Here is a 22,908-nt window from a genome sequence, read left to right as displayed (position 1 = left end):
CGTCTTCTTTTCTTCGCCATACCATTCCTCTAAGCCTTTCCCCCTGCATTGTTTCAGGAGGATTGTTCTATGGCATTGCCGCATGAAATGAATTTTGTCGATCTGCCCTCTTTTGGCGGCGCCGAGGTTATGGTCTTGGCCAAGGGGCCTGTACCTCAACCGAAGACGGGCGAAATTCTGGTCCGGGTTGAAGCGGCAGGAATCAACAGGCCAGATGTGGCGCAGCGGCAGGGAACCTATCCGCCTCCCAAGGACGCCAATCCGATTCTGGGCCTGGAAATCGCCGGCGAAATTGTTGCGCTGGGCGAAGGCGTAAACGGTTTTGCCATCGGACAGAAGGTCTGCGCGCTCGCCAATGGTGGCGGTTATGCCGAATTTTGCGCCGTTCCGGCTAGCCAGACATTGCCGTTTCCCAAGGGATATGATGCAGAACGTGCAGCTGCATTGCCGGAAACCTTCTTCACCGTCTGGGCAAACCTGTTCCAGATGGCAGGTCTCGGCGAAGGCGAGAGCGTTCTTATTCATGGCGGAACAAGCGGCATTGGCACCACGGCCATCCAGCTTGCCAAGGCGTTCGGTGCCAAGGTCTATGTCACGGCGGGTTCTGCTGAGAAATGCGAAGCCTGCCTCAAGATCGGGGCCGATGTCGCCATCAATTACAAGACCGATGATTTTGTCGCCATCATCAAGGAAAATACCGGTGGAAAGGGTGTCAACGTCGTTCTGGATATGATCGGCGCTGATTATTTCGAGCGCAATCTGGCAAGCCTTGCCAAGGATGGTTGTCTGTCCATCATCGCATTTCTCGGCGGTGCGGTTGCCGAAAAGGTGAACCTGACACCAATCATGGTCAAGCGACTGACGGTAACCGGTTCTACCATGCGGCCGCGCACCGCGGCTGAAAAGCAGGTTATCCGGGACGAATTGTTACAACAGGTCTGGCCGCTCATCGAAAACGGAACCATTGCGCCTTGCATTCACAAGGTCATTCCATTCAGCGATGTGGTTGAAGGACACAGGCTGATGGAAAGCAGTCAGCACATCGGCAAAATCGTACTTAAGTTGAATACGTAAGAAAGCCCTTGAAATCGCCCATGGATGGATTACCTTTCTCTCATGTTCAACGTAGCGAAAGGAAGGTGATCCAATGTCTAATGAGATTTCGATCTTTGTACTGGGCTTGGGAAAGGAGAAGGTTTTGACGGGGCAGCCCTCGGCCTGACCAACCTTCCTTCGGACTGCCATCTTGAATGACAGTTCGGGTCCTCTATCAGGATCAAACTCATGGAAGGGTCGCGTGAGCGGCCCTTTTCCTGTTTTTACGACCTATCAAATCGCGATATTGCCGGTGCGTTGCATACCAAACCAGCCAAGGCCGGGGACCTTTATGCCGGGATTGACCACATCGATACCGGCGACAAGCCCAAGCAGATGGACTTCAAATCCGCTGCGCACGCCAGCGGCAACCCCGATCAGACCTCTCCAGGACACATGGACATCTTTCCAGTCGTCATCGACATGGAACAAGGCGGCATTCGGCACATAATCCCGCCCGACCGCATCTGGCGGCAAGGCTACACCCAGTTCCGGTACCGAGCGCAGCACATGCGCAACAAATGTATTGGAGTTGGGGCCGGGGTAGATCTGATAACCACCCTGTTTGGCGTACGGGTACGCGGCAATCGCCTTTTCGATTTTCGGGATCAGCCACTCAGCTTCATCACCCTTGATCGCAATGACCTGACGTGGCGGATTGGAATACCAGAAAGCGTCAGGCGGATAGTTGTTCACCCTGATAGGATTGCCCCAGCCAACCTTGTCATAGCGGTTGTAGCGCGCCGCGTTTCTTTCCTTGGTAACGATCCATGCATGGCTGGCCAGCGCGCCCTTAAAACCGCCAGTCATCGCGGAAAACACATAAACCGCAGCGTCCTTCTGGTCATCGGTTTTCGGCAATAGCCCAGATGATGACCACTTTGCCTCACGCCAGCTGGAGGGCTTGTCGCGAATGGCCCATAACCCGGCAGATGCGATGGCCGGTAAAAGGAAGATGACAAAAACCAGAACGAAGAAACGTTTGACGTATCTCATATTGCCCCGTGCGTTGTATCCACTACCTTTCAAAGCGCAACGCCTTCTGTACACTGCGCAAGGGAAGCTGGAATGGCTGCATGATCCATGCCTTGAATCAGTGCGATTTAAGGCGTCATGCGGTAGGAACCTATATTATCTGGAGTTTTTTGAGGCCGTTATGAACAATCCTGTTACTGTTGAAGTTACCCGCGGAAATTTGGTCGAAAGCCGTCATCATGGAATGGCAGTGGTGGTCGATGGTGACGGCAAGATCCTGTTTTCCGCCGGCGATATTGAAAGCGGTGTTTTCCCGCGTTCGGCCTGCAAAGCCATGCAGGCTCTGCCACTGGTGGAAAGTGGTGCCGCAGACGCCTATGGCTTCGGTAACCGGGAACTAGCGCTGGCCTGCTCGTCGCACAATGGCGAAGATGCCCATGTCGAGCTGGCGGCCTCGATGCTGGCAAAAGCAGGTCGAGACGTGAATGTGCTGGAGTGCGGCGCCCATTGGTCGTCCGATCAGGCAACACTCATTCATCAGGCCCGTACCTTGGAAAAACCGACAGCCCTGCACAACAACTGCTCCGGTAAACATTCCGGTTTTGTCTGCGCCTGCTGCCACATGGACGTCGATCCGCAAGGTTACGTCGGTTACGACCACCCTTTGCAGCAGGAAATCCGTACAACCATGCAGGCGCTGACTGGCGCCGTGCTGTCCCATGAAACTTGCGGCACCGATGGCTGTTCCATTCCCACCTATGCGGTTCCGTTGAAGGGGCTTGCACATGGCTTTGCGAAAATGGCAACCGGCACCGGGCTTGAGCCTTTGCGGGCGAAATCGGCGAAACGCCTGATCGACGCCTGCATGGCTGAACCATTTTATGTCGCCGGGACGGGCAGAACCTGCACGCGCCTGATGCAGGTTTCACCCGGTCGTATCTTTGCCAAGACCGGAGCGGAAGGTGTGTTCGTCGCGGCGCTGCCCGAGAGCGGAATTGCCATGGCGGTGAAATGCGAAGACGGAACAACGCGTGCGGCAGAAGCCATGATTGCGGCGCTGTTGGCGCGTTACTCTGAAAAGGGAAGTCAGCAACAGGCCGACCTGCTGGCCATGTCGAACCGTGGCATGAAAAACTGGAACAAGATCCACGTCGGCGACGTCAGGGTCGCTGCCGGTTTTTCGCAGTGAGGTCGCGAAACTTCGTCCTTGAGTGAAATTAAAGGAAATCGAAAATGTTTACGCTGTTTTCCATGCCGGGCACCTGCTCGCGGGCCAGCCATATTACGCTTGAAGAATCCGGTTTGCCCTACAAGGTCAAGCGGGTGGATTTCAGCAAGCAGGAGCAACTTTCGCAGGCGTTTTTGGCCGTTAATCCGAAGGGCAGGGTGCCAGCGCTGGTGACATCCAGCGGTGTTTTGACGGAAACACCTGCCATTCTGTCGTTCATTGCGCAAATGGCACCGGCCGCCAAACTGGCGCCGCTGGATGACGCCTTTGAATTTGCGCGCATGCAATCCTTCAACGCTTATATTTCATCCACCGTGCACGTTGCGCATGCCCATGGCCGTCGTGGCAGTCGGTGGGCGGATGAGGCGTCATCGCTGGAAGACATGAAACGCAAGGTGCCGCAGGTCATGAGCGACTGTTTCGAGATTATCGAGCAAGGTTTTCACGGCGGCCCATGGGTGCTGGGCAGCCAGTATTCAGTGTCCGATCCCTATCTGTTCGTGATGTCGGGATGGCTGGAAAGCGACGGTGTCGACATCGCCCGTTTTCCAAAAGTGCATGACCATTACCAGCGCATGTTGGCGCGCGCTGCCGTCATCAGGGTGCTTGAGGCTGAAAAGCAGGCTTGAAACATCAAGCCACCCCGGTCAACATTCGGGGTGGCTTGTTTTATCATTGGCGTGTCATGCGGCTTCAGCGCCACGTGCATCCCACATCGCCTTGAAAGCCGGGCGGGACTGGCAGCGTTCCAGCCAGGCTTTAAGTGCAGGATATGTGTCGATCAGTGCCGTATGGGCCTGCGCATAACGGACCACCTCAGCAACATTGATGTCGGCAACGGTAAAACGATCACCGATCAGGTAGTCGTGTGACGAAAGATGCTGCTCGAGAACACGCAACGGCCGTTGCAGCAGGCGGGCTGCGACATCAATCACCGCCTTGCCAGCAGCCGTTTCGGCCAGATCCTCAGCAAAGGTGGTGGATATTTTCAGTGACTGCGTTTCAATTTCGGTCGCAGCGAAGAATGACCACTGCATCACTGCGCCATCTTCGGACAGGTCTTTAGGCGCAAGCGCGCCACCATATTTGCGCGCAAGGTAAAGATTGATCGCCATCGATTCGTATAGAACTATGCCGTCATCTTCGATGCAGGGTATCGTCCCCATAGGATTGATTGTCAGAAAAGACGGGGAAAGCGTGTTCAGAGGTGCTGTGTCGGCAAGAGGGTTGTCGAGACGTCGGGCTTGAATGACCGGCACATGTTTGTAGGCGATACCAAGTTCTCCAGCCAACCAGAGAGTGCGCGTGGCGCGGGAGCGGTAAACACCGTAAATAGTCAGCATGAGGGTCCCCTGTGTGCAGTCGCGTCTCGCAACTGCGAAAGAAAGCAAATTATCTCAAAACCTTAAGGCCATGTAGGCGGCACTTTTGTGCTCTACAGCGGCCAGTTTTCGCGGTGAGCCTATTGGCGCTTTTGTCTAAACGAAAGGAAATTTAGACCGTTTATCATGAATTTTTCTGAACCTGCTATCCGGATCAGATTGCTACCTTTTCCGTTAATTTGTAATATTTTCTAACAAATCGGTTGCATGGTTGGTTTTTCCGGGAATCTTTAATCAAGCATAAGCAAATATTCGCTATGTCCTATAGAATAACGACGCAGATCAAATGAATTACCTGTTTTAAACGTGCATTTGAGGATGCGCAGAAAAATTTAAGGCAAGTTTGGATGGGTATTTCCTGAAACAGGCCGTGAAGAGATGGCGAAGCCCATGACAAAAGTTCTTGATGTATCTTTTCTCAGGAGTAACGGCGGCTTTACCGAAGCAGATCAACTTCTTGGCTTGGTCAATCTTTTGCCTGACATGGTGTTTGTCAAGGATGCCGCAGGTCGATTTATCTTTGCCAATGCAGCACTTCGCAAGTATCTCGGGCTGAGGTCTGACGAACCGCTGAACGATTTTCACGAAAGTCATTTCCTGCCCGAAAAGTCAGTCAGCAATATTCTTAGCGCCGAAGCTCGAATTCTGGAGACAGGCGAGTCGACTTCCGACGTGGAAGAGTGCTTTTCTTTTAGCGGCAGGCCTGTTTGTTGGCTTTCGACGACGAAAATTCCACTGCGAGACGAGCAGGGTCGCATCAACGGTCTGGTTGCCATTTGGCGCGACATTACCGAAAATAAAAGACAGGATACGATACGACGCGGCAGTGCAGCATTGTTCGAATTGATAGCGCGCAATCAGCCGCTGGACATGATCCTGCATGCACTGACTTTGCTGGTCGAGAGCATGGTTGAGGGCATTTGCGCGTCGGTTTTGCTATTTGATCAGGAAACCGGAAAGCTGCGTCACGGTGCTGCCCCCAGTTTGCCGGAAGCCTATTGCCGCGTGATCGATGGAATTACATTCGGCCCGAAGGTTGGTTCTTGCGGGACGGCTGCCTGGCGTAGTGAGCCGGTTATCGTCGAAGACATAGAAAATAGTCCGCTATGGGAGGACTATGTCGATATCGCAAGGCCGTTTAAGCTTCGCTCATGCTGGTCTACGCCGATCATGAACGCCAACAGGCAGGTGCTCGGCACCTTTGCGCTTTATTCCGGTGAGGTGCGCAAACCTTCCGCTCACGAAAAAGAGCTGATCGATATGGCGACCAGCATTGCCAGTATCGCGATTGATCGTTGGCACAATGAAGAGCGGGTGCGTTTCATGGCGCATCATGACCCGTTAACAGGCCTGTCCAACCGCACGCTGTTCTGGACGCAGTTCAATCGTGCGCTGCACGAGGCCAAGCGCGAGAACCGCATGGTGGCAATCACCTATCTCGATCTCGATGACTTCAAGCAGGTGAACGATCTGTTTGGCCACGCCGCCGGTGATGAGGTGCTGTGCAGGGTGGCGGACCGGCTCGTCTCCTGCATCCGTGCTGCCGATATTGCCGTACGTCTTGGCGGAGATGAGTTTGCGCTGGTGTTCAGCAATCCCAAGCATGATGAAGAGGGCGTGCGTCGACGTCTCGCGCAGATCAGGGAAAAGGTCGGCATGCCGATTGATGTTGAGAGCGCTCGACTCAAAGTCGATTGTTCGATCGGCGTTGCGTTTTACCCCGGCGATGGCCAAACGGCCGAAGACCTGCTCGCCGCAGCCGATGCCGATATGTACCGTGCCAAGAAGGCAGGTCGTAACCGATTGACGGTGGTGCAGGTCGAAGAATGATCTGCAAAAACGGACTTCAACGGTAAATCGCAGCCTGCGGCATTATGTGTCAGTCGCATGTGCAGTTTTCTCGCCATTGATTTTGTTGATGTATTTTTGATTTTGAGTCCGGGCGGAATGCTTGGACTGCGCGCGCATTTGATCTCGCTCAAATTCAGACAAAGCCGCCAGGCCTATAGTTTTCGTAAAGCATATCATTCGCTTTAGAGCTTTACGGAGATAATAAAATGTCACGCACAGATGCCGTAATCGATGCTTTCGCAGGTCCGGTTCTGGCCGGTTTCGCGATTGTTCTTCTTCTGTCTGCCCGTCATGCAGAGGCCTGGAAGCCGAGAAAAGGCTACCGCCAGATCCCGCACCACGCGCCACCGGCCGCCATTGCACAGCAGGGACCTGTCAGGCCGACAAGTCATGTGCGTTTCGCCCGTTTTGAGGGCTGACTCCCTTTGGCAAACCTGTCGTAAACGCTGATCACACCAGCTTCGCGCCAGCCGAAAGGTTCATCATGAGGGCAACGATATCTGTGTGAAGCGGTTCAATGACAGACAAATTCAAGAAAACCTGCCGTCGCTCGCTGTCCGTAGCGGCCTTGATGGTTCTGCCTTTTTTGGGGGGGTGCCTGTTCGTGACGGACACCAGCCGCATGAATGCGGATGTTTTCGTGCGCGAAACGGCACCGGTGTTCCAATATAATGATGTGAACTCCAACCGACAGCCGCCACGGGAGCGTCTGCCCGGCCAATTGTCGCCGCAGCCGCCAGATCTATTCCGCACACGCTTCCATCAGCAATATGGCTTACCTGTTCCGGGCCAGCCGTTGTCTTATGGCTTGCCAGTATCCAATCCGCTACACCGCGCCATGTATGGCGTGGTCAATGATGATGGCCACACGCTTCCAGCCATTCCCTACAGCCGCATCGATCAGCGTTTCCTACGGCAGGAAGTCAGTTATCAGACGAACGAACCGCCGGGCACGATCGTTGTCGATACCAACCAACATTTCCTTTATCTGGTGCAGGATGGCGGCAAGGCCGTCCGTTATGGCGTTGGGCTTGGAAAAGACGGATACGCCTGGTCTGGCCGTGGCAAAATTCAGTGGAAGGCCAAATGGCCACGTTGGACACCACCGGATGAAATGGTTCAGCGCCAGCCTGAACTCGCTTCCGTCTCTGCCCGCAATGGCGGGATGGTGCCCGGTTTGAACAACCCGCTCGGTGCGCGTGCGCTTTACATTTTCAAGGACGGCAAGGATACGCTGTACCGCGTTCATGGAACGCCTGACTGGCAGTCCGTTGGCAAGGCAACATCATCCGGCTGCGTGCGCCTGCTCAATCAGGACGTGATCGATCTCTATGAACGCGTGCCGCAGGGTGCGCCAATTGTGGTTATTTGAGCACGGTCGCCATTTGATCGTATCGCCGTGACTGCGGTTTAAAGCACCGGTTGCTGGAATTTAGGGATGCCTTAACTAATGTGGGAATAAATCCTTGACTGCGAAATGAGTACCGCACGTCAGTATGTGATGTCCCGCTTATGAAAGAATTCCGGCCTTCATGATGAACCCCGACCAACCAGATTTTTCCAAAAGATCCTTCCTGTCTTTGCTTGGCCTGTCTTCCGCGGCCCTGCTCACGGGCTGTGCATCTTCCGGCAACTACAATCCTTCCGCAGTCGCCAACAATATATCCGGTGGCGTTCGCCAGTTTTTTGGCGGTCGTTTGAGTGACGAAGAACTGAATGTCATGTACGGCTCGATTGAGGATGGCGGTTATGTCATCCCAGCCGTGCCTTTCAGGCAGATCGACTCGCGTTTTTACCGCCAGCGGGTTGTCGACCCGACCGGCGAACGGCCCGGCACCGTGGTTGTGGATACGCGGTCGCGCTTCCTCTACCTTGTTGAGCAGGGTGGTTCGGCCATGCGCTACGGCGTTGGCATCGGCCGCCAGGGTTTTGCATGGCAGGGTGAGGGCGTTATCCAGTGGCGTCAGAAATGGCCAAAGTGGACCCCGCCAGATGAAATGGTTGCCCGTCAGCCAGAACTCGCCAAATATTCTTCCAAGAATGGCGGCATGCAGCCTGGTTTGAAGAATCCGCTTGGCGCGCGTGCGCTCTACATTTTCCAGAACGGGCAGGATACGCTTTACCGCCTGCACGGTTCTCCCGAGTGGAATTCCATTGGCAAGGCCGTTTCCTCAGGCTGTGTACGCCTGATGAACCAGGACATCATTGACCTCTATGAGCGCGTTCCCAACAAGGCGCGTATCGTCGTCTGGCAGTAATTGTCCTGATATTAATATATGATTTCAAAACGCCGTATGCAGTTCGCATGCGGCGTTTTAGTTTTGGGTGTCGTTGAGCCGTGCGCTGAGGTTCTTGAGCGTGTCGCGTATGGCTGCCAATTCGTCAAATCCGCAACCGGTTGCCTGGCCAATCGCCTGCATCACGCCAACCGCATCTTTCTTCAAGTCCCGTCCACGATCGGTCAGCGTAATCAATACCTGACGCTCGTCTTCAAGGCTGCGCTTGCGACTGATCAGCCCTGCTTGCTCAAGCCGCTTGAGGAGGGGGGAGAGGGTGCCTGAATCTAGGCCCAACATTTCGCCGAGCGCCTTGACGGTGGCGGTCTCTTTTTCCCAAAGGGCCATCATGGCAATATACTGCGGGTAAGTCAGGCCAAGCGGATCCAAAAGAGGTTTATAGGCCCGCGTAAATGCGTGGGCCGCACCGTAAAGGGCAAAGCAAATCTGATGTTCCAGTTGTAGATGCTTCTCAAGTTCATCCCTGTCCATGGCGTCTCCTGCAAATCCCTCGCGTAATGGAACAATCGGCGGGGCTGTAAGTTCCTTGGTCATGTCGCCAAAGATTATTTCTGACGTTGTTCTGCTTTTCACAGATAATATTTTTGATGGCAATGTGCAAAATTATATTGCGCGCAATTAAATTGAGTGATAGGTAATGCTTATTAAATCAACCGAAGGGAGTTAATGCCATGCCAATTCTGTACAAGACAAAAGCAAGTGCAACCGGTGGCCGCGCTGGCCGCGCCGTTTCGGAAAATGGTGTTCTGGATGTAACACTGACAGTTCCTAAAGAACTCGGCGGCGACGGCGCAACCGGGACGAACCCAGAGCAGCTTTTTGCAGCCGGTTATTCGGCCTGCTTCCTCGGCGCGCTTAAGGTTGTTGCTGGCAAGGAAAAGGTAAAGATTTCTGAAGACACCACTGTGACAGCAACCGTGGGTATTGGTCCGCGCGAGGATGGCGGTGGTTTCGGAATTGATGTTGCTCTCAGCGTCCATATTCCAGGCGTCGAGCGCGAAGTGGCTGAAAAACTGGCTGCTGCAGCACACATCGTGTGCCCATACAGCCACGCCTTGCGCACCTCGACGGAAGTGCCTGTCACTGTTGAGTAATTGCAGTAATACGAACATAAAGCCGGCGGTTCATCCCGCCGGTTTTTTCATGGGTTTGTATGAAGGATGTTATCTGGAGATGTCGAGCAGGTCCTGCCGCAAACGGCTTGGGTCACCGCTGACGATACCCCGTTCAACATCCGCATGGACACTTTCCCAGATCGGAAAGGCGCTGACCAGCAGTTGCATGCCCGCTTCGGTCAAGCGCAGTCTTTTTCCCCGCTTGTCTCTGGGGTCGGGCTCAATGCTGACGAGGCCTTTTTTCTGAAGAGGTTTGAGGGCGGCCGTCAGTGTGGTCCTGTCCATGGCGAGCAGTTGCGCCACTGGTCCCATCGGCGGCGGTTCCGGTCTGTTGAGCGACATCAGCAGTGAGAACTGGCCATTGGTCATGCCCAAGGGCTTCAATGCATTGTCGAAACGCCGCGCCAGCGCACGCGCTGCCCTTTGTGCGTGAAGGCAAAGGCAACTATCGCGCACTAGAAGCGTTGTTGAAAAAGGAATCGCTGTAACATTTGACATGGCTAATATATGTTGATATCAACGTAAATAGTCAAGCAAAAGCTGATCGAAGGAGGATTGATCATGTCTCATGCTGTCGTTTCCCAAAAGGAATGGCTGGAAGCCCGTAAAAACCTTCTCGTGCTGGAGAAGGAAGCCACACGTGCGCGAGACCGGCTGAATGAAGCGCGACGAGAGCTGCCCTGGGAGAAGGTCAGCAAGGACTACATTTTCGACGCACCGTCTGGTCCCAAAAATCTTTCCGAACTATTTGATGGCCGCAGCCAGCTCATCATCTATCATTTCATGCTGGCACCGGACTGGGAGGAGGGCTGTGTCGGCTGTTCTTTCTTCGCCGATCACGTCGATGGCTCTGTCATACACATGCAGCATGCCGATGCCACATTCGTTGCCGTGTCTCGTGCGCCACTGGCAAAGATTGAGGCCTACAAGACACGTATGGGCTGGAAGTTTCCTTGGGTCTCGGCCGGGGACAGCGATTTCAATTACGACTATCAGGCGTCTTTCCGGGATGAAGAACTTTCAGACGGAGGGATCACTTATAACTACCGCGAGATACCGCCCATGGGCGACCTCAAGGATTTGCATGGTATCAGCGTGTTTGCAAAAGACGAAAATGGCGAGGTTTTCCATACCTATTCCACCTATGCCCGCGGCTGCGAACAGACCATCGGTACTTTGATGCTGCTGGATCTGGTGCCCAAGGGACGAAACGAAGACGGCGTGATGAACTGGGTGCGACGCCACGATCAGTACGAAGATGTACCGAAGGCCGCAAGCTGCTGCCATTGAAACATCATCTGGAAAGGCTGCAACACCGCCAACCGGATCATGCGTCAACAAAAGGATTCGGAGTGCTTAACACCCTTACGTAATCTCTGGAGGAAAAGATTATGGAAAGTGCCAAGCCGCAAAAACAGCATGAGTTCCTGCAACGGATCGTGGGTGACTGGGTTATGGTGTCCACGTCAGGCCATGAAAGCTATAATCCCGATGATCCCGAGCAGGTGTTTACCGAAACTGTTAAATCCATCGGCGGTCTTTGGATCGTTGGCGAAGGCAAGGGAAAGATGCCGGATGGCAGCCCGATGACTGCGCTTATTACGGTTGGCTATGACCCTGATAAGGGAGATTTTGTCGGCACCTGGGTCGGGTCTATGATGACCAACCTCTGGGTCTACAAGGGCTGGCTGGAAGCAGACGGCAAAACACTGACGCTGGAAGCCGAAGGTCCCGCCATGGATGGCACTGGCGGCACCGCCGTTTACCACGATGTCCTGACATTGCATGACGACAATAACAGAACATTTTCCGGCAGCGTCAGGCAGCCGGATGGCAGTTTCAAACAATTCATGTCTTCTGAATTTCGCCGGAAATGACAGCGGTTACGTTTGTGCCGCTTAACATGTGACCAATGGGAGAGTGCAATGTCTGATACGCATGGCAAGTTCATCTGGTATGAACTGATGACGCCCGATACCGAAGCTGCAGCACGGTTTTACGGTTTTGTTGTTGGATGGACGGCGGCGCCATTCGAAAATGCCGCCATGCCCTACACCATTTTCGAGACCAATGGCCGGGGTGTCGGCGGAATGATGGAGCTGACCGACGAGTTAGCGAGAAGTGGCATACCACCGAACTGGACCGGTTATGTCGCCGTCGACAATGTAGATGAGACTGTGCGCAAGATCGACGCCGAAGGCGGAAGCATCATGCGCCCTGCGGAAGACATTCCGGAAGTCGGCAGGTTCGCCGTGGTGAAAGATCCTGACGGGGCGGTTCTGTGCATCATGACACCTCTGCCTATGGATAACCAGCCACCGGAAGCAGCTCCGGATGCACCCGGCCATGTCGGCTGGAGCGAGCTTTTCACTGACGATGTCGAACGGGCGAGTACCTTTTATGGCAGTGTCTTTGGTTGGACGAAGGACCATGATATGGACATGGGTGAAATGGGGCCATACCGCATTTTTGCCTATAAGGGCAAAGCCATTGGCGGCATGATGAAACGCTTGCCACAGGTTCCCGTTTGTCACTGGGGTTACTACTTCAATGTCGACGCCATCGATCAGGCCGTTACACGTGTCAGCACCGGCGGCGGCCAGGTAATAAACGGTCCAATGGAAGTGCCCGGCGGCAGCTGGATCGTCAATTGCCTTGACCCAAATGGGGCCTATTTCTCGCTGGTCGCACCACGCAAGTAAACGTAGTGCTCGCGCGTGTCAGATATGTCCCCTTTGCCCTGACCAGGCAAAGGGGACATTTTTTATCCGAAGGACGCAAAGAAATCTTCGGGGTCATCGACCTCAATCAGTTTGCGTTTTTCGATCAGCCAGAAGCGGTTGGCAACATCCCTGATGAAGCTGCGGTCATGGGATACCAGAACGCAACTGGTGGTCTTGCCGGTCAGCTCTTCGCCAAGCGTTTCTTGGCCCTCGATGTCGAGATGGTTGGTTGGTTCATCCAGCAGGTAGAAATTGGGTGCCATCAACCGCAGCACCAGCATACTGAGCCGTGCCTTTTGCCCGCCTGACAACAGGCTGGTGGCGCGCTGTTGCATGATGATGCTGATGCCGGCCCCTGCCAGCAGGGTGTGAGCCTGCTGGTCGGAGATATCAAAACGCCGGGTTGTTGCGGCAAGCGGCGTTTCCTCTAGTGACAACACATTCAGCGCCTGATCAGCGTAGCCAAGCACCAGCGACGGTGTTGCGCGGATAATGCCGGTAGCCAACGGCTGTTCAATCGCGGCCTTCAACATCCGTATCAGGCAGGATTTTCCAACACCATTGCGACCCAGCAGGACAATGCGGTCGCCTTGGCGAATGTATTGTTTGCCGGTCCTGAACAACGGCGTTCCGTCCGGTGTCGTCACCTCGGCATCGTCAAGGCTAAGCAGCACCTTGGCGTGTGTACTGCGGCTGGCCAGTGCAATGTTGCCGCTCGACTGTTCGCGGTGGGCAGGACGCGAAGCGTCCTCCAATTTTTCTGCGCGCTCCTTCAGTTGTTTTGTTTTGACGACAAGCAGGTCGCTGCCGGAATTGATGCCAATGTTCTTCAGCTTGGCGGCCTGGTGGCGCAGTTGCTGCGCCACCTTGATGTTGCGCTGATAGAGGCGTTCTTCCGAGGCATCCACTTCATCAAGTGCAATACGTGCCTTGCTGTAGGGCAGGGCAAAGGATTGTGAACGTTCCGGCCGCAGGAACAGGGTGCTGCGAGTTGTTGCGTCCAGAAACGCCCGGTCGTGGCTGGCAATGACGATTGCCGTTTCTCGGGGCAGTCCGGCCAGCCAGTTCTCGAGGACAGCTATTCGTTCCAGATCGAGGTGATTGGTCGGTTCGTCCAGCAGCAACACGTCGGGCTCGCGTATCCAGACCCTGGCCAGAAGGGCCTGCCGTTGCCAGCCGCCACTCAATTCAAAAAGCGGCCGGTCCCTCATCTCAGCTGGTACCTCGAGCATGTCCAGCAGCATGTCGACACGCCAGCTTTCCATGGTCGCCTGCTCGTCAGGCAGGCCACTGGAGACCATGTCGTGAAAAGAAAGCTTCGCCAGTGCCGGTGTTACATGCTGGGTAACATGGCCGATGGTAACACCGCGCGCCGAGGTAAGCTGGCCTTCAGTTGTGTCGATTTCGCCTGCCATTGCCCGCAACAAGGTCGATTTACCGCGCCCATTGGCGGCAACAAGGCCGATGCGGTCACCGGCCGAAATGCTCAGATTGAGGTGCGTAAAAAGGGGCGTGGTGAGTGTGACGCCAAGGTCACGAATATTGATCAAAGTCATCGAAATTCTCGGGTCTGCCAAGCCGGAACCCATGGGGAATTACCCATGAGAACATGCTGATGGTGCCTTGGGCAACACGACAGCAAAATCCGGCGATCAACAACATGCAGGCACAACGCAAAAGGTCGTGCTGCGTCTAACCGCTACGGTAGGCAAACCAGAGTGATATGTGTCCGGTCAGCCCCGCAAACGCATTTGCAGGGCAGAAAGGTGCGTGATCTGGCAAAAACGCCAGAAGCATGAAATGTCCATGCGAAGCCTCCTTTCAAAACCGGTTTCAGATGCCAATTCATAACACAGGCTGTTTTCTGAAACAATCAACCGACATTGGTCACTTGGCGGTCAACTGCGCCGTGGCAGCCGGACGTGGTCAATGAAGGCCCGAAGTTTGGGCGCCAGGTTACGGCGGTTTGGATAATAGAGATAAAACCCCGCAAAGCTCGGGCAATAACCATCCAGTAACGACACCAATTGCCCACGTTCGATGTATGGGCGAAATGTCTCTTCCATACCGAAGGTAATGCCGGCACCGGCACAGGCCAACTTGATCATCAGCTGCATGTCATTGGTGGTAAATTCCGGTTCCACCGCCACGGCAAATTCACGGTCGTTTTCCGCAAACTCCCATCGATATGGGGCAACGCCGGGGCGGGCACGCCAACCGATGCATCTGTGGTCGATCAGCTCTGCAGGGTGTGAGGGTAGGCCATGCCGATCTCTGTAAGCCGGTGCGCAGACCGCAAGCTGACGCTGCTCGACCGAAACAGGCACCGCGATCATGTCTTGGGCAATCAACTCACCCAAGCGCACGCCCGCATCGTATTCTTCGGCAACAATGTCGAACTCCTCATCGGTGACGACAATATCCAGCTGAACTTCTGGATAGGTCTCGGCAAAACTGGCCAGCAGTGGCCCGGACAGAAAGCGTTCGGCGATCGACGACACCGCCAACCGCAATTGCCCGCGCACCGCACCGCTGAACGACGATGTGGTGAGGGTGGCCTGTACGAGATTGGCGATTGATGGTGACACGTCGGCATAAAGCTGTTGCCCTGCTTCGGTCAGGCTGACGCTGCGTGTCGTGCGCTGGACGAGCGCAATGCCCATCGTTTCCTCCAGCTTGCGAATGGTCTGGCTGACCGCGGAGCGCGTGACACCAAGACGGTCGGCTGCGGCGCGAAAATTACGCTCCTCGGCGACCAGGCAAAAAGCTGACAGTGCATTGAGATCGATATTCATTGGTTAGAAAATCTACCTACTGAGTTCATGATTGAGGCGGTTATCACGACAATGCCTGTGAATTATCTTCCTTGCAACAGCAGAGGCCGGAAAGGTCGAGCTGGCAAACCAAGGAGATGAAACATGGTAATGAACAAAGTCGTTCTTATTACAGGCGCATCCAGTGGTATCGGTGCAGGCATTGCACGCGAACTTGCTGCCGCTGGCGCCAAGCTGGTTTTGGGCGCCCGTCGCATGGATCGCTTGGAGGCATTGGCAGACGAGTTACGTCTCGCTGGTGCCGATGTGGTCGCCCATCCGTTGAATGTGACACACCGAGAAAGCGTCGCAGACTTCGTCGAGGCTGGTCGTAAGGCTTTCGGACAGGTCGACGTTATCGTCAATAATGCCGGTATCATGCCCTTGTCGCTGATGTCGTCGCTGAAGGTTGCCGAGTGGGACCGCATGATCGACGTCAACATCAAGGGTGTTCTCTACGGTGTTGCAGCCGTCCTGCCGGAAATGATCAACCGTAAGTCCGGTCAGATTATCAATATAGCCTCGATCGGTGCACTTGCAGTGTCTCCGACGGCAGCGGTCTATTGTGCGACCAAATTTGCGGTACGCGCCATCTCCGATGGTCTGCGTCAGGAGCACAAGGATATCAGGGTGACCTGCATCCATCCCGGCGTGGTGGAAAGCGAACTGGCCGACACCATCACCGATCCGGCAGCCGCCGAACTGATGAAAACCTACCGCGCCATTGCGTTGAAGCCAGATGCCATTGGCCGCGCCGTGCGGTTTGCCATCGAACAACCTGATGGCGTTGACGTTAATGAAATCGTCGTGCGCCCGACGGCTGCGTGACGCGGGGAGATCAAGCAAATGAAAATGGTTTCAACATCAATTGCGATGGCGCTCGCATCTGTCGCTGCAGATGCCAGCCCGTCCAGAGCGAGCTCCATGATGAAAACAGAAAACACCGAGCAGACGTCGCAAGCGGTTACACATCCTTACATTGGCATGTGGGTGACGAGCGATGGTCAGATCCGTCAGGAACTTTTGGCAAACGGGCGCTATGATGAGGCGCGCGGCCAACGCAAAAGCGCCTATCAGGGGCGTTACGAAGTCACCGGAAATCATATCGATTATTGGGATGACACCGGCTTTACTGCGGACGGCAAGTTTGTTGACGATGTGCTCTATCATGGCGGCATGATTTTTTACCGCGAGAAATAAGCCGTCGCCAGAACGTCAATAGATGCCACCGCCCGTGCCTCTCTGGCCGGGCGGTGGCATATTTTATCGCTTGAGGCTTCCGAGAATGCCACGCACAATCGCCCGACCGACCGATGTCGCGACCGAACGGGCGGCACTTTTCATTGCAGCTTCAATCACCGTCTCGCGCTGGTAACCACCGGTACGGCGTGGCGCAGAACCGCGCGAACCGGTTGTTGAGGCTTCTTTCGGTGCATCGCCAAATCCCGGCAGGGTCCAGCGTCCGGCAGCGCTGTCCGGCTGCGCGGCCTGCTCTTCGGCGGCACGCTTGGCGGCTTCGGCCTCAGCTGCTTTTTGAGCGCGGGCAGTCAGAATTTCAAACGCGGATTCACGGTCGAGGTCGGTGTCGTACTGTCCGGCAACCGGGCTGACATTCATCACGCTTTTGCGTTCCGCATCGGTCGAGGGACCGGCGCGACCAGAGGGGGGGCGGATGAGCGTGCGCTCCACGATTGAAGGGGCACCCTTCTCCTGCAGGGTGGAAACCAGCGCTTCACCGGTGCCAAGCGTGGTGATGACCTCAGCCGTGTTGAAGGCGGGGTTTTGGCGGAAGGTGTCGGCAGCGGTCTTGACCGCCTTCTGTTCGCGTGGGGTATAGGCGCGCAAGGCATGCTGCACACGGTTACCAAGCTGCGCCAATACTGTCTCTGGCACATCGAGCGGGTTTTGGGTCACGAAGTAGACGCCAACGCCCTTGGAGCGGATCAGGCGCACAACCTGTTCCACGCGCTCAATCAGAACCTTTGGTGCGTCGTTGAACAGCAGGTGTGCTTCGTCAAAGAAGAACACCAGTTTTGGTTTGTCCGGATCACCCACTTCAGGCAGTTCTTCAAACAGTTCCGACAGCAGCCACAACAGGAAGGTGCCGTAGAGACGAGGATTCATCATCAGCTTTTCAGCCGACAGAACAGAAACAGCGCCACGTCCATCATCGGTAACACGCATGATGTCGCTGATTTTCAGGGCTGGCTCACCGAAGAAATGTTCAGCACCCTGTTGCTCCAGCACTAGCAGACCACGCTGCAACGAACCGACCGATGACTTGGAAATCAGGCCAAACTGTCCCGAAAGCTCGGAGGCATTTTCCGCCATGTAGTTGAGCAACGATTGCAGATCTTTCAGGTCGAGAAGCGGTAGGCCACCCTTGTCTGCAATCTTGAAGGCAATGTTAAGCACGCCTTCCTGCGCCTCGGAGGCATCCATCAATCGGGCCAGCAAAAGTGGTCCCATTTCGGCGATAGTTGCGCGCACCCGGTGGCCTTTTTCACCATAGAGATCCCAGAAAATGACCGGGAATTCCTGGAAGGTGAAATCAGAAAAACCGATCTGTTCGGCGCGTTTGCTGACCCAATCTTTTGCCTCGCCAATCGCGGCAATGCCGGAGAGGTCGCCTTTGATATCGGCGCAGAATACTGGCACGCCGGCATTGGAAAAGCTTTCTGCCAGAACCTGCAAAGTCACGGTTTTACCGGTGCCGGTCGCACCGGTTATCAGGCCGTGCCTGTTGCCAAATTTTAGATCCAGATATTCGCCCTTGTTGAGAGTGTCGTCCGGATTGCGGCTTGTGCCGATGTAGAGTTTTCCATCCTGCAACATGTGGGCATCTCTCCTGTTAGGCGTCTGACTGTAAGCCGGTACACTCGTAAAAACACGAGGCACCCTTCGTTGTTTATCAATCTATTGCAATGTTCTTGTAAGGCTGCAAGCAATGTCCAACAACAAGTTGCTGTGCGCCATGCTAAACGCTGCATAGTTTGCCTCAGTGGCTTGAGTCGGCAAGATATTTGTTTTACCTTGACGTTAACGTCAAAATAATCAGGAGGTGACGATATGAACCAACTCGTAACGCAGGTGGCCGACAAGGTCGGTATCAGCCCGGAAGTGGCTGAAAAGGCCGTTGGCATGATGCTGGGTTTTCTACAGCGCGAAGCCGATGACGGTGCGATCGCCCGCATGATCGAAGCCATTCCCGGTGCGACCGAGCTGGTCGCGCGCTTTAACGGTGAAGGCGCCGGTGGCGGCGGCGGTCTGCTGGGTGGCTTGATGAGCGCCATCGGTGGCGGTGGCATCATGGGTCTTGGCCAGCAGCTAATGAGCCAGGGCCTTGGCATGGGCGAGATTACCGCTCTTGCAAAGGAAACCATCGCAGTTGCCCGCCAGCACGCTGGTGATGAAGTTGTCGATCAGGTTATCGCCTCCGTTCCAGGTCTCAGCCAGTTCACCTGATCGGGAATTGATCGCTTGAAGTTTCAAAGGGTGCATCTGCGGTTCGAACGCAGATGCACCCTTTTTGATTGAGGCAAGTCAAGGGACAGGGCAGGGCTCAGCCGGACGCTGCCGCAAAATTGCGCCGCGCCTTTTCAATTTCGGCGTGATGGGTCTCCGCCCAGATCCATACTCCGCAAAATGCACCACCCAGACTGCGGCCAAGATTGGTCAGGCTATAGTCGACATGCGGTGGAATAACCGGATGCACGGTGCGTTTCACCAGCCCGTCACTCTCCATCTGCCGAAGTGTCTTGGTCAGCATTTTCTGGCTGATGCCGCCCACCAACTTGCCCAGTTGTGTAAACCGCACGGTGCCGTGTTCTTCCAGAACCTCCAGAATGAGCATCGTCCATTTGTCTGCCACCTTGGCGATGATGTCCTGCACCAGCGCTTCAATCACCGGGTCAACCTTATCAGGTATCTCATCATGCAGGCGTTTTTCGATGATCGGATCGACGGAATGCCTTTTCATGCAGACACTCTCCTTTTGGTAAGTATAAATCTTTTGGGTGCCTTCTTTCGATTGGAGAGGATGATAGCTAATCTTTGTCCAGACAACAAGGAAAGGTCATCGCCATGAAAACCACAGGTAACACCATTCTCATCACCGGCGGCGGTTCCGGCATTGGTCGTGCATTGGCGGAAGCATTTCATGCCCTCGGCAATCAGGTCATCATCAGCGGTAGACGTGCTAACGTGCTGGACGAGGTCACCAAGGCAAATCCCGGCATGGCATCCTTTGTCATGGATGCGACGGACGCAGCCGACATCAGCGCATTCGCCGACAAAGTCGTGGCTGCCTATCCCGCCCTCAACGCCGTCATCAACAATGCCGGTATCATGAAAAACGAAGCCATTCCGTCAGCGCCTGACTACCTTGCGATTGCGGAAGAAACCATTGCCACAAATCTTCTGGCGCCCATTCGCCTGACGGCGGCATTGCTTCCGCATTTCCTGAAACAGAAGAACGCGACCGTGTTGACCGTATCGTCAGGTCTTGCCTTTGTGCCGATGGTTGCAACCCCGACCTACAGCGCCACCAAGTCGGCCATCCATGCCTATTCGGTGACGCTGCGCGAGCAGCTGAAGGCAACGCCGGTCGAGGTTATCGAGATTGTTCCGCCTTATGTGCAGACCACACTGCAGGGTGAGCATCAGGCAACGGACGAACGCGCCATGCCGCTGGAAGCCTTCATCACGGAAGTCATGGATATCCTGACAAATCGTCCGGATGAAAAGGAAGTGGTGGTCGAGCGCTGCAAGCCGCTGCGTTTTTCCGTTGAAAACGGTGCTTTCGACAAGGTCTTCCAGATGGTCAATGCCATCCACGCATAAACAGGCGCGATCCAGACAGACAACATCCGGCAACCATCACCCGTTGCCGGATGTGCTTTTATCCAGAACCTCCTGCAGCGCTGATATGAATACGCTGACCTTGGCTGGCAGCAGCTTGCGGGTGGGATAAACCGCCCAGATAGCGATTGTCTGAGGCGCCGCATCCTCAAGCTTGACCTCTACCAACCGCCCGGACTGCAAGTCCTTCTCGACATTCCAGTTGGCAAGCAGGGCAATGCCGCCACCGGCAATACTGACCGCGTGGCATCCCTCGATGCTGGTCGCGGAAAAGCGCGGGTTCAGCCGCATGTGTCGTTCATGTCCATCGGCGACGAAGTTCCACTGCTGGATGTTGGCAATTGGCAGGCAGTCATGCTGTTGCAGTTCTTCGAGTGTGCGCGGCGTGCCGTATTTTCTAAGGTAATCGGGCGACGCCACAAGAACACGCGGATTGTCTGCCAATTTGCGCGCAATCAGATTGCTGTCCTTTAACCTGGCAATACGAATGGCCAGATCCATACCGCTGGACACCAGATCGGGCAGGGCATCATTGAGATCAAGGGAGATGCGCAAGGAGGGATGGGCCTCTAGCAGTTGTGGCACTAGAGGTGCCACAAATTGGATGCCAAAAGCCACAGGAACCGACACGCGCAGCAAGCCGCTGGCCTTTTGTGTGCCGGAATTAAACTGGGCGAGTGCCTCTTCGGTATTTTCCACCAGTGCCTGCGCGTAAGGCAGAAATGTTTCGCCCTCCGCTGTTAGCGAAAGCGAGCGGGTGGTACGGTGCATCAGGCGCACCCCAACCGTTGCCTCTAGTGCAGCCAGGCGACGTGTGGCCGTCATGGATGGCATACCAAGCCGTCTTGCCGCCTCGGACAGGCTACCAGCAGCAACAGCCGTGGTGAAAACCAACACGTCTTGGATATTCATTATATCAATTTCCGTTATACAGGTTGAACTACATAGGTCACTAAATCTTATTTTGATTAAATTGTATATCTGCGCCAACTCTTCGGCCAGAAAGGCGTGAAACATGAACACGACGAAAACCAATGCACCGCAGGCTCATGCGGGCTTAAGCAAGTGGAGCTTGCTGGCAATGGCGATTGCCAGCGGCATTGCCGCCGCAAATATCTATTACAGCCAGCCGATGCTCGGCATCATGAAGGCAGGTTTCCCGCATGATGCGATCACCAGCTTTGTACCGACCGCCACACAGCTCGGATTTGCATTCGGCCTTTTGCTGCTTCTGCCGCTCGGGGACATCGTAAACCGCCGATATCTCATCATCGGGCAATTTGTGGCTCTGTCTGTCGCGCTGGCGGCAACGGCCGTCGCACCAACCGCATGGATCTTGGTCATCGCCTCATTTGCCGTCGGCGTCGGGTCCGCGGTTGCTCAGCAGATTGTGCCCTTTGCAGCCTCGCTGGCAGCGCCGGAAAAACGTGGCGCCACCATCGGTGCCGTTATGGCCGGTCTCCTGTCAGGCATTCTGTTAAGCCGCACCCTGTCCGGTTTTGTCGGCCAGCATGCCGGCTGGCGGGAAATGTTCTGGATCGGCGTGCCGATGGCGCTTTTTGCCGCCGCATTGATGTTCGTTGCTCTTCCAAACCACAAGCCATCGTCGCGTATGCCTTATCGTCAGGCGATGGTGTCCTTGGTGCACATCTGGAAGCGTGAACCGGATTTGCGTATCGCTGCATTGGTGCAGGCGGCGCTGTTCGGCTCCTTCTCGGCATTCTGGACCATCCTTGCGCTTTACCTGCAAGGTCCTGACTTCCATCTGGGTGCAGATGTCGCTGGTCTGTTCGGTGTGGTGGGTGCTGTCGGCATCTTCGCAGCACCGCTGGCAGGTCGTATCGCCGACAGTCGTGGACCAGACTTCGTGGTATGGTCAGGCGCGGTTCTAGCTCTTGTCTCCTGGATTGTCTTTGGCGCATGGGCGTCGCTGGCAGCACTCGTCATTGGCGTCATCATTCTCGACTTCGGGGTGCAGAGTGCCCTCGTGTCCAACCAGCACATCATCTATGCGCTGGATCAGGAAGCCCGTAGCCGTATCAACACCATCTTCATGACCAGTATGTTCCTGGGAGGTGCTAGCGGTTCTGCTCTCGCAACCGCCGCCTGGGGTTATGATGGATGGACTGCCGTCAGTGTTCTGGGCGCGGTCCTTGCCATTGCTGCTCTCGGCGTTCGAGTGTTCGACCATCGAACCCGCACCGCATTGGCGCGGTAAGATAGGCCCGATAGGCAGGGAAAGGACGGCTTCGGTCGTCCTTTCCTTATGCGGAAGGAACATTTCAGGCGACACTGCGTTTGGGGCAAAGGTGCAACCTGACATGAGGTGTCCGGAGCATTCTGTTTGCGTGCATCAGAAGCTCGTTAATTAGTATTTCCTTTCAAATTGAAACATGTCAAAAACATTGTCGCAACCGGTGCCTGAAATGTCGTTCAGCTACGACACCGGATTGTGGTCTTTGAAGAATGACGCCCGGCAAGATGGGCTCATCCACTGAAGCCACCCTGAGAAAAGAGCGCGCTTCACCTCTGCTGATGCTGGTGTCGAAAAGCCTTTCCGGCACCGGTG

The 22,908-nt window shown here is 55.1% G+C and carries 25 protein-coding genes; 16 read left to right on the top strand and 9 right to left on the bottom strand.

The features are described from left to right. Positions 1 to 69: 69 nt before the first annotated feature. Positions 70 to 1,074 (top strand): NAD(P)H-quinone oxidoreductase, encoded by a 1,005-nt coding sequence (locus M2418_RS07035; RefSeq protein ID WP_259145647.1) that lies wholly within the window; start codon positions 70 to 72, stop codon positions 1,072 to 1,074. A 255-nt stretch (positions 1,075 to 1,329) separates the two neighbouring features. Here the strand turns inward: M2418_RS07035 and M2418_RS07030 are convergent, their stop codons facing one another. Continuing rightward, positions 1,330 to 2,091, bottom strand: a complete 762-nt coding sequence (locus M2418_RS07030) for a DUF3750 domain-containing protein (RefSeq protein ID WP_259145646.1) — start codon at positions 2,089 to 2,091, stop codon at positions 1,330 to 1,332. Between the two features lie 160 nt (positions 2,092 to 2,251). Here M2418_RS07030 and M2418_RS07025 point away from each other — a divergent pair, with 160 nt between their 5' ends. Together M2418_RS07025 and M2418_RS07020 are read left to right on the top strand one after the other, a co-directional pair. Then, entirely contained in the window at positions 2,252 to 3,259 is a 1,008-nt protein-coding gene (locus M2418_RS07025; protein WP_259145645.1) for an asparaginase, read from the top strand. 44 nt (positions 3,260 to 3,303) lie between these two features. After that, entirely contained in the window at positions 3,304 to 3,927 is a 624-nt protein-coding gene (locus tag M2418_RS07020) for a glutathione S-transferase family protein (protein ID WP_250983125.1), read from the top strand. A gap of 54 nt (positions 3,928 to 3,981) precedes the next feature. On the opposite strand, the gene M2418_RS07015 is transcribed toward M2418_RS07020, so the two are convergent. Then, positions 3,982 to 4,641, bottom strand: a complete 660-nt coding sequence (locus tag M2418_RS07015) for a glutathione S-transferase family protein (RefSeq protein WP_250983124.1) — start codon at positions 4,639 to 4,641, stop codon at positions 3,982 to 3,984. Positions 4,642 to 5,070: 429 nt separating this feature from the next. Between M2418_RS07015 and M2418_RS07010 the strand changes: the two genes are divergently transcribed. The 4 genes from M2418_RS07010 (at position 5,071) to M2418_RS06995 (ending at position 8,789) form a co-directional block, all read left to right on the top strand. After that, entirely contained in the window at positions 5,071 to 6,510 is a 1,440-nt protein-coding gene (locus M2418_RS07010; protein WP_259145643.1) for a diguanylate cyclase domain-containing protein, read from the top strand. 227 nt (positions 6,511 to 6,737) lie between these two features. Beyond that, a complete protein-coding gene (locus tag M2418_RS07005) occupies positions 6,738 to 6,950 on the top strand; it encodes a hypothetical protein (protein ID WP_259145641.1) in 213 nt (70 codons plus the stop codon). Positions 6,951 to 7,048: 98 nt separating this feature from the next. Then, positions 7,049 to 7,903: a L,D-transpeptidase gene (locus M2418_RS07000; protein WP_250983121.1), complete on the top strand. Its 855-nt coding sequence runs from the start codon at positions 7,049 to 7,051 to the stop codon at positions 7,901 to 7,903. A 160-nt stretch (positions 7,904 to 8,063) separates the two neighbouring features. Further along, complete coding sequence (locus M2418_RS06995; protein ID WP_405049383.1) at positions 8,064 to 8,789, top strand: L,D-transpeptidase; 726 nt, start codon at positions 8,064 to 8,066, stop codon at positions 8,787 to 8,789. A 57-nt stretch (positions 8,790 to 8,846) separates the two neighbouring features. Here the strand turns inward: M2418_RS06995 and M2418_RS06990 are convergent, their stop codons facing one another. Continuing rightward, the gene (locus M2418_RS06990) at positions 8,847 to 9,299 is read right to left on the bottom strand and encodes a MarR family winged helix-turn-helix transcriptional regulator (protein ID WP_250983120.1); all 453 of its coding nucleotides are present in this window, start codon (positions 9,297 to 9,299) and stop codon (positions 8,847 to 8,849) included. 200 nt (positions 9,300 to 9,499) lie between these two features. On the opposite strand from M2418_RS06990, the gene M2418_RS06985 reads away from it, so the two are divergent. Continuing rightward, positions 9,500 to 9,922: an organic hydroperoxide resistance protein gene (locus M2418_RS06985; RefSeq protein ID WP_250983119.1), complete on the top strand. Its 423-nt coding sequence runs from the start codon at positions 9,500 to 9,502 to the stop codon at positions 9,920 to 9,922. Positions 9,923 to 9,991: 69 nt separating this feature from the next. On the opposite strand, the gene M2418_RS06980 is transcribed toward M2418_RS06985, so the two are convergent. Next, positions 9,992 to 10,441: a MarR family winged helix-turn-helix transcriptional regulator gene (locus M2418_RS06980; RefSeq protein ID WP_250983118.1), complete on the bottom strand. Its 450-nt coding sequence runs from the start codon at positions 10,439 to 10,441 to the stop codon at positions 9,992 to 9,994. A gap of 63 nt (positions 10,442 to 10,504) precedes the next feature. Here M2418_RS06980 and M2418_RS06975 point away from each other — a divergent pair, with 63 nt between their 5' ends. The 3 genes from M2418_RS06975 to M2418_RS06965 all read left to right on the top strand — a co-directional run bounded on the left by M2418_RS06975 (position 10,505) and on the right by M2418_RS06965 (position 12,645). Then, positions 10,505 to 11,233, top strand: coding sequence for a thioredoxin family protein (locus tag M2418_RS06975; RefSeq protein ID WP_250983117.1), 729 nt, complete (start codon positions 10,505 to 10,507; stop codon positions 11,231 to 11,233). Positions 11,234 to 11,334: 101 nt separating this feature from the next. After that, positions 11,335 to 11,820 carry a DUF1579 domain-containing protein gene (locus tag M2418_RS06970; RefSeq protein WP_259145640.1) on the top strand — a complete coding sequence of 162 codons (486 nt, stop codon included), beginning with the start codon at positions 11,335 to 11,337 and terminating at the stop codon, positions 11,818 to 11,820. Between the two features lie 48 nt (positions 11,821 to 11,868). Then, complete coding sequence (locus M2418_RS06965; RefSeq protein WP_259145638.1) at positions 11,869 to 12,645, top strand: VOC family protein; 777 nt, start codon at positions 11,869 to 11,871, stop codon at positions 12,643 to 12,645. 62 nt (positions 12,646 to 12,707) lie between these two features. Here the strand turns inward: M2418_RS06965 and M2418_RS06960 are convergent, their stop codons facing one another. Further along, positions 12,708 to 14,222 (bottom strand): ABC-F family ATP-binding cassette domain-containing protein, encoded by a 1,515-nt coding sequence (locus M2418_RS06960; RefSeq protein ID WP_259145637.1) that lies wholly within the window; start codon positions 14,220 to 14,222, stop codon positions 12,708 to 12,710. Between the two features lie 342 nt (positions 14,223 to 14,564). Continuing rightward, positions 14,565 to 15,461, bottom strand: coding sequence for a LysR family transcriptional regulator (locus M2418_RS06955; protein WP_259145636.1), 897 nt, complete (start codon positions 15,459 to 15,461; stop codon positions 14,565 to 14,567). A 123-nt stretch (positions 15,462 to 15,584) separates the two neighbouring features. Between M2418_RS06955 and M2418_RS06950 the strand changes: the two genes are divergently transcribed. Together M2418_RS06950 and M2418_RS06945 are read left to right on the top strand one after the other, a co-directional pair. Continuing rightward, entirely contained in the window at positions 15,585 to 16,307 is a 723-nt protein-coding gene (locus M2418_RS06950) for an SDR family oxidoreductase (protein ID WP_259145635.1), read from the top strand. Positions 16,308 to 16,325: 18 nt separating this feature from the next. Further along, positions 16,326 to 16,679 carry an Atu4866 domain-containing protein gene (locus tag M2418_RS06945; RefSeq protein ID WP_259145634.1) on the top strand — a complete coding sequence of 118 codons (354 nt, stop codon included), beginning with the start codon at positions 16,326 to 16,328 and terminating at the stop codon, positions 16,677 to 16,679. Between the two features lie 63 nt (positions 16,680 to 16,742). Here M2418_RS06945 and M2418_RS06940 read toward each other — a convergent pair whose 3' ends face one another. Further along, positions 16,743 to 18,314: a helicase HerA-like C-terminal domain-containing protein gene (locus M2418_RS06940; protein WP_259145633.1), complete on the bottom strand. Its 1,572-nt coding sequence runs from the start codon at positions 18,312 to 18,314 to the stop codon at positions 16,743 to 16,745. Between the two features lie 234 nt (positions 18,315 to 18,548). On the opposite strand from M2418_RS06940, the gene M2418_RS06935 reads away from it, so the two are divergent. Beyond that, positions 18,549 to 18,944 carry a hypothetical protein gene (locus M2418_RS06935; protein ID WP_250983109.1) on the top strand — a complete coding sequence of 132 codons (396 nt, stop codon included), beginning with the start codon at positions 18,549 to 18,551 and terminating at the stop codon, positions 18,942 to 18,944. Positions 18,945 to 19,041: 97 nt separating this feature from the next. Here the strand turns inward: M2418_RS06935 and M2418_RS06930 are convergent, their stop codons facing one another. Next, entirely contained in the window at positions 19,042 to 19,458 is a 417-nt protein-coding gene (locus tag M2418_RS06930; RefSeq protein WP_259145631.1) for a helix-turn-helix domain-containing protein, read from the bottom strand. Between the two features lie 104 nt (positions 19,459 to 19,562). On the opposite strand from M2418_RS06930, the gene M2418_RS06925 reads away from it, so the two are divergent. Next, positions 19,563 to 20,321, top strand: coding sequence for an SDR family oxidoreductase (locus M2418_RS06925; protein WP_259145630.1), 759 nt, complete (start codon positions 19,563 to 19,565; stop codon positions 20,319 to 20,321). Positions 20,322 to 20,357: 36 nt separating this feature from the next. Here M2418_RS06925 and M2418_RS06920 read toward each other — a convergent pair whose 3' ends face one another. After that, a complete protein-coding gene (locus tag M2418_RS06920; RefSeq protein WP_259145629.1) occupies positions 20,358 to 21,251 on the bottom strand; it encodes a LysR family transcriptional regulator in 894 nt (297 codons plus the stop codon). Between the two features lie 103 nt (positions 21,252 to 21,354). Here M2418_RS06920 and M2418_RS06915 point away from each other — a divergent pair, with 103 nt between their 5' ends. Continuing rightward, positions 21,355 to 22,557, top strand: coding sequence for an MFS transporter (locus M2418_RS06915; protein ID WP_259145628.1), 1,203 nt, complete (start codon positions 21,355 to 21,357; stop codon positions 22,555 to 22,557). The last annotated feature ends 351 nt before the right edge of the window (positions 22,558 to 22,908 follow it).

The sequence above is a fragment of the Rhizobium sp. BIGb0125 genome, from assembly GCF_024810055.1.
Classification (GTDB): domain Bacteria; phylum Pseudomonadota; class Alphaproteobacteria; order Rhizobiales; family Rhizobiaceae; genus Agrobacterium.
This window is presented reverse-complemented; position numbering and strand designations above follow the sequence as displayed.

Excerpts from the sequence above, each read along its gene's own strand:
- M2418_RS07035 (WP_259145647.1), top strand. The coding sequence starts at position 70 with ATGGCATTGCCGCATGAAATGAATTTTGTCGATCTGCCCTCTTTTGGC.
- M2418_RS07030 (WP_259145646.1), bottom strand. The coding sequence starts at position 2,091 with ATGAGATACGTCAAACGTTTCTTCGTTCTGGTTTTTGTCATCTTCCTT.
- M2418_RS07025 (WP_259145645.1), top strand. The coding sequence starts at position 2,252 with ATGAACAATCCTGTTACTGTTGAAGTTACCCGCGGAAATTTGGTCGAA.
- M2418_RS07020 (WP_250983125.1), top strand. The coding sequence starts at position 3,304 with ATGTTTACGCTGTTTTCCATGCCGGGCACCTGCTCGCGGGCCAGCCAT.
- M2418_RS07015 (WP_250983124.1), bottom strand. The coding sequence starts at position 4,641 with ATGCTGACTATTTACGGTGTTTACCGCTCCCGCGCCACGCGCACTCTC.
- M2418_RS07010 (WP_259145643.1), top strand. The coding sequence starts at position 5,071 with ATGACAAAAGTTCTTGATGTATCTTTTCTCAGGAGTAACGGCGGCTTT.
- M2418_RS07005 (WP_259145641.1), top strand. The coding sequence starts at position 6,738 with ATGTCACGCACAGATGCCGTAATCGATGCTTTCGCAGGTCCGGTTCTG.
- M2418_RS07000 (WP_250983121.1), top strand. The coding sequence starts at position 7,049 with ATGACAGACAAATTCAAGAAAACCTGCCGTCGCTCGCTGTCCGTAGCG.
- M2418_RS06995 (WP_405049383.1), top strand. The coding sequence starts at position 8,064 with ATGATGAACCCCGACCAACCAGATTTTTCCAAAAGATCCTTCCTGTCT.
- M2418_RS06990 (WP_250983120.1), bottom strand. The coding sequence starts at position 9,299 with ATGGACAGGGATGAACTTGAGAAGCATCTACAACTGGAACATCAGATT.
- M2418_RS06985 (WP_250983119.1), top strand. The coding sequence starts at position 9,500 with ATGCCAATTCTGTACAAGACAAAAGCAAGTGCAACCGGTGGCCGCGCT.
- M2418_RS06980 (WP_250983118.1), bottom strand. The coding sequence starts at position 10,441 with ATGTCAAATGTTACAGCGATTCCTTTTTCAACAACGCTTCTAGTGCGC.
- M2418_RS06975 (WP_250983117.1), top strand. The coding sequence starts at position 10,505 with ATGTCTCATGCTGTCGTTTCCCAAAAGGAATGGCTGGAAGCCCGTAAA.
- M2418_RS06970 (WP_259145640.1), top strand. The coding sequence starts at position 11,335 with ATGGAAAGTGCCAAGCCGCAAAAACAGCATGAGTTCCTGCAACGGATC.
- M2418_RS06965 (WP_259145638.1), top strand. The coding sequence starts at position 11,869 with ATGTCTGATACGCATGGCAAGTTCATCTGGTATGAACTGATGACGCCC.
- M2418_RS06960 (WP_259145637.1), bottom strand. The coding sequence starts at position 14,222 with ATGACTTTGATCAATATTCGTGACCTTGGCGTCACACTCACCACGCCC.
- M2418_RS06955 (WP_259145636.1), bottom strand. The coding sequence starts at position 15,461 with ATGAATATCGATCTCAATGCACTGTCAGCTTTTTGCCTGGTCGCCGAG.
- M2418_RS06950 (WP_259145635.1), top strand. The coding sequence starts at position 15,585 with ATGGTAATGAACAAAGTCGTTCTTATTACAGGCGCATCCAGTGGTATC.
- M2418_RS06945 (WP_259145634.1), top strand. The coding sequence starts at position 16,326 with ATGAAAATGGTTTCAACATCAATTGCGATGGCGCTCGCATCTGTCGCT.
- M2418_RS06940 (WP_259145633.1), bottom strand. The coding sequence starts at position 18,314 with ATGTTGCAGGATGGAAAACTCTACATCGGCACAAGCCGCAATCCGGAC.
- M2418_RS06935 (WP_250983109.1), top strand. The coding sequence starts at position 18,549 with ATGAACCAACTCGTAACGCAGGTGGCCGACAAGGTCGGTATCAGCCCG.
- M2418_RS06930 (WP_259145631.1), bottom strand. The coding sequence starts at position 19,458 with ATGAAAAGGCATTCCGTCGATCCGATCATCGAAAAACGCCTGCATGAT.
- M2418_RS06925 (WP_259145630.1), top strand. The coding sequence starts at position 19,563 with ATGAAAACCACAGGTAACACCATTCTCATCACCGGCGGCGGTTCCGGC.
- M2418_RS06920 (WP_259145629.1), bottom strand. The coding sequence starts at position 21,251 with ATGAATATCCAAGACGTGTTGGTTTTCACCACGGCTGTTGCTGCTGGT.
- M2418_RS06915 (WP_259145628.1), top strand. The coding sequence starts at position 21,355 with ATGAACACGACGAAAACCAATGCACCGCAGGCTCATGCGGGCTTAAGC.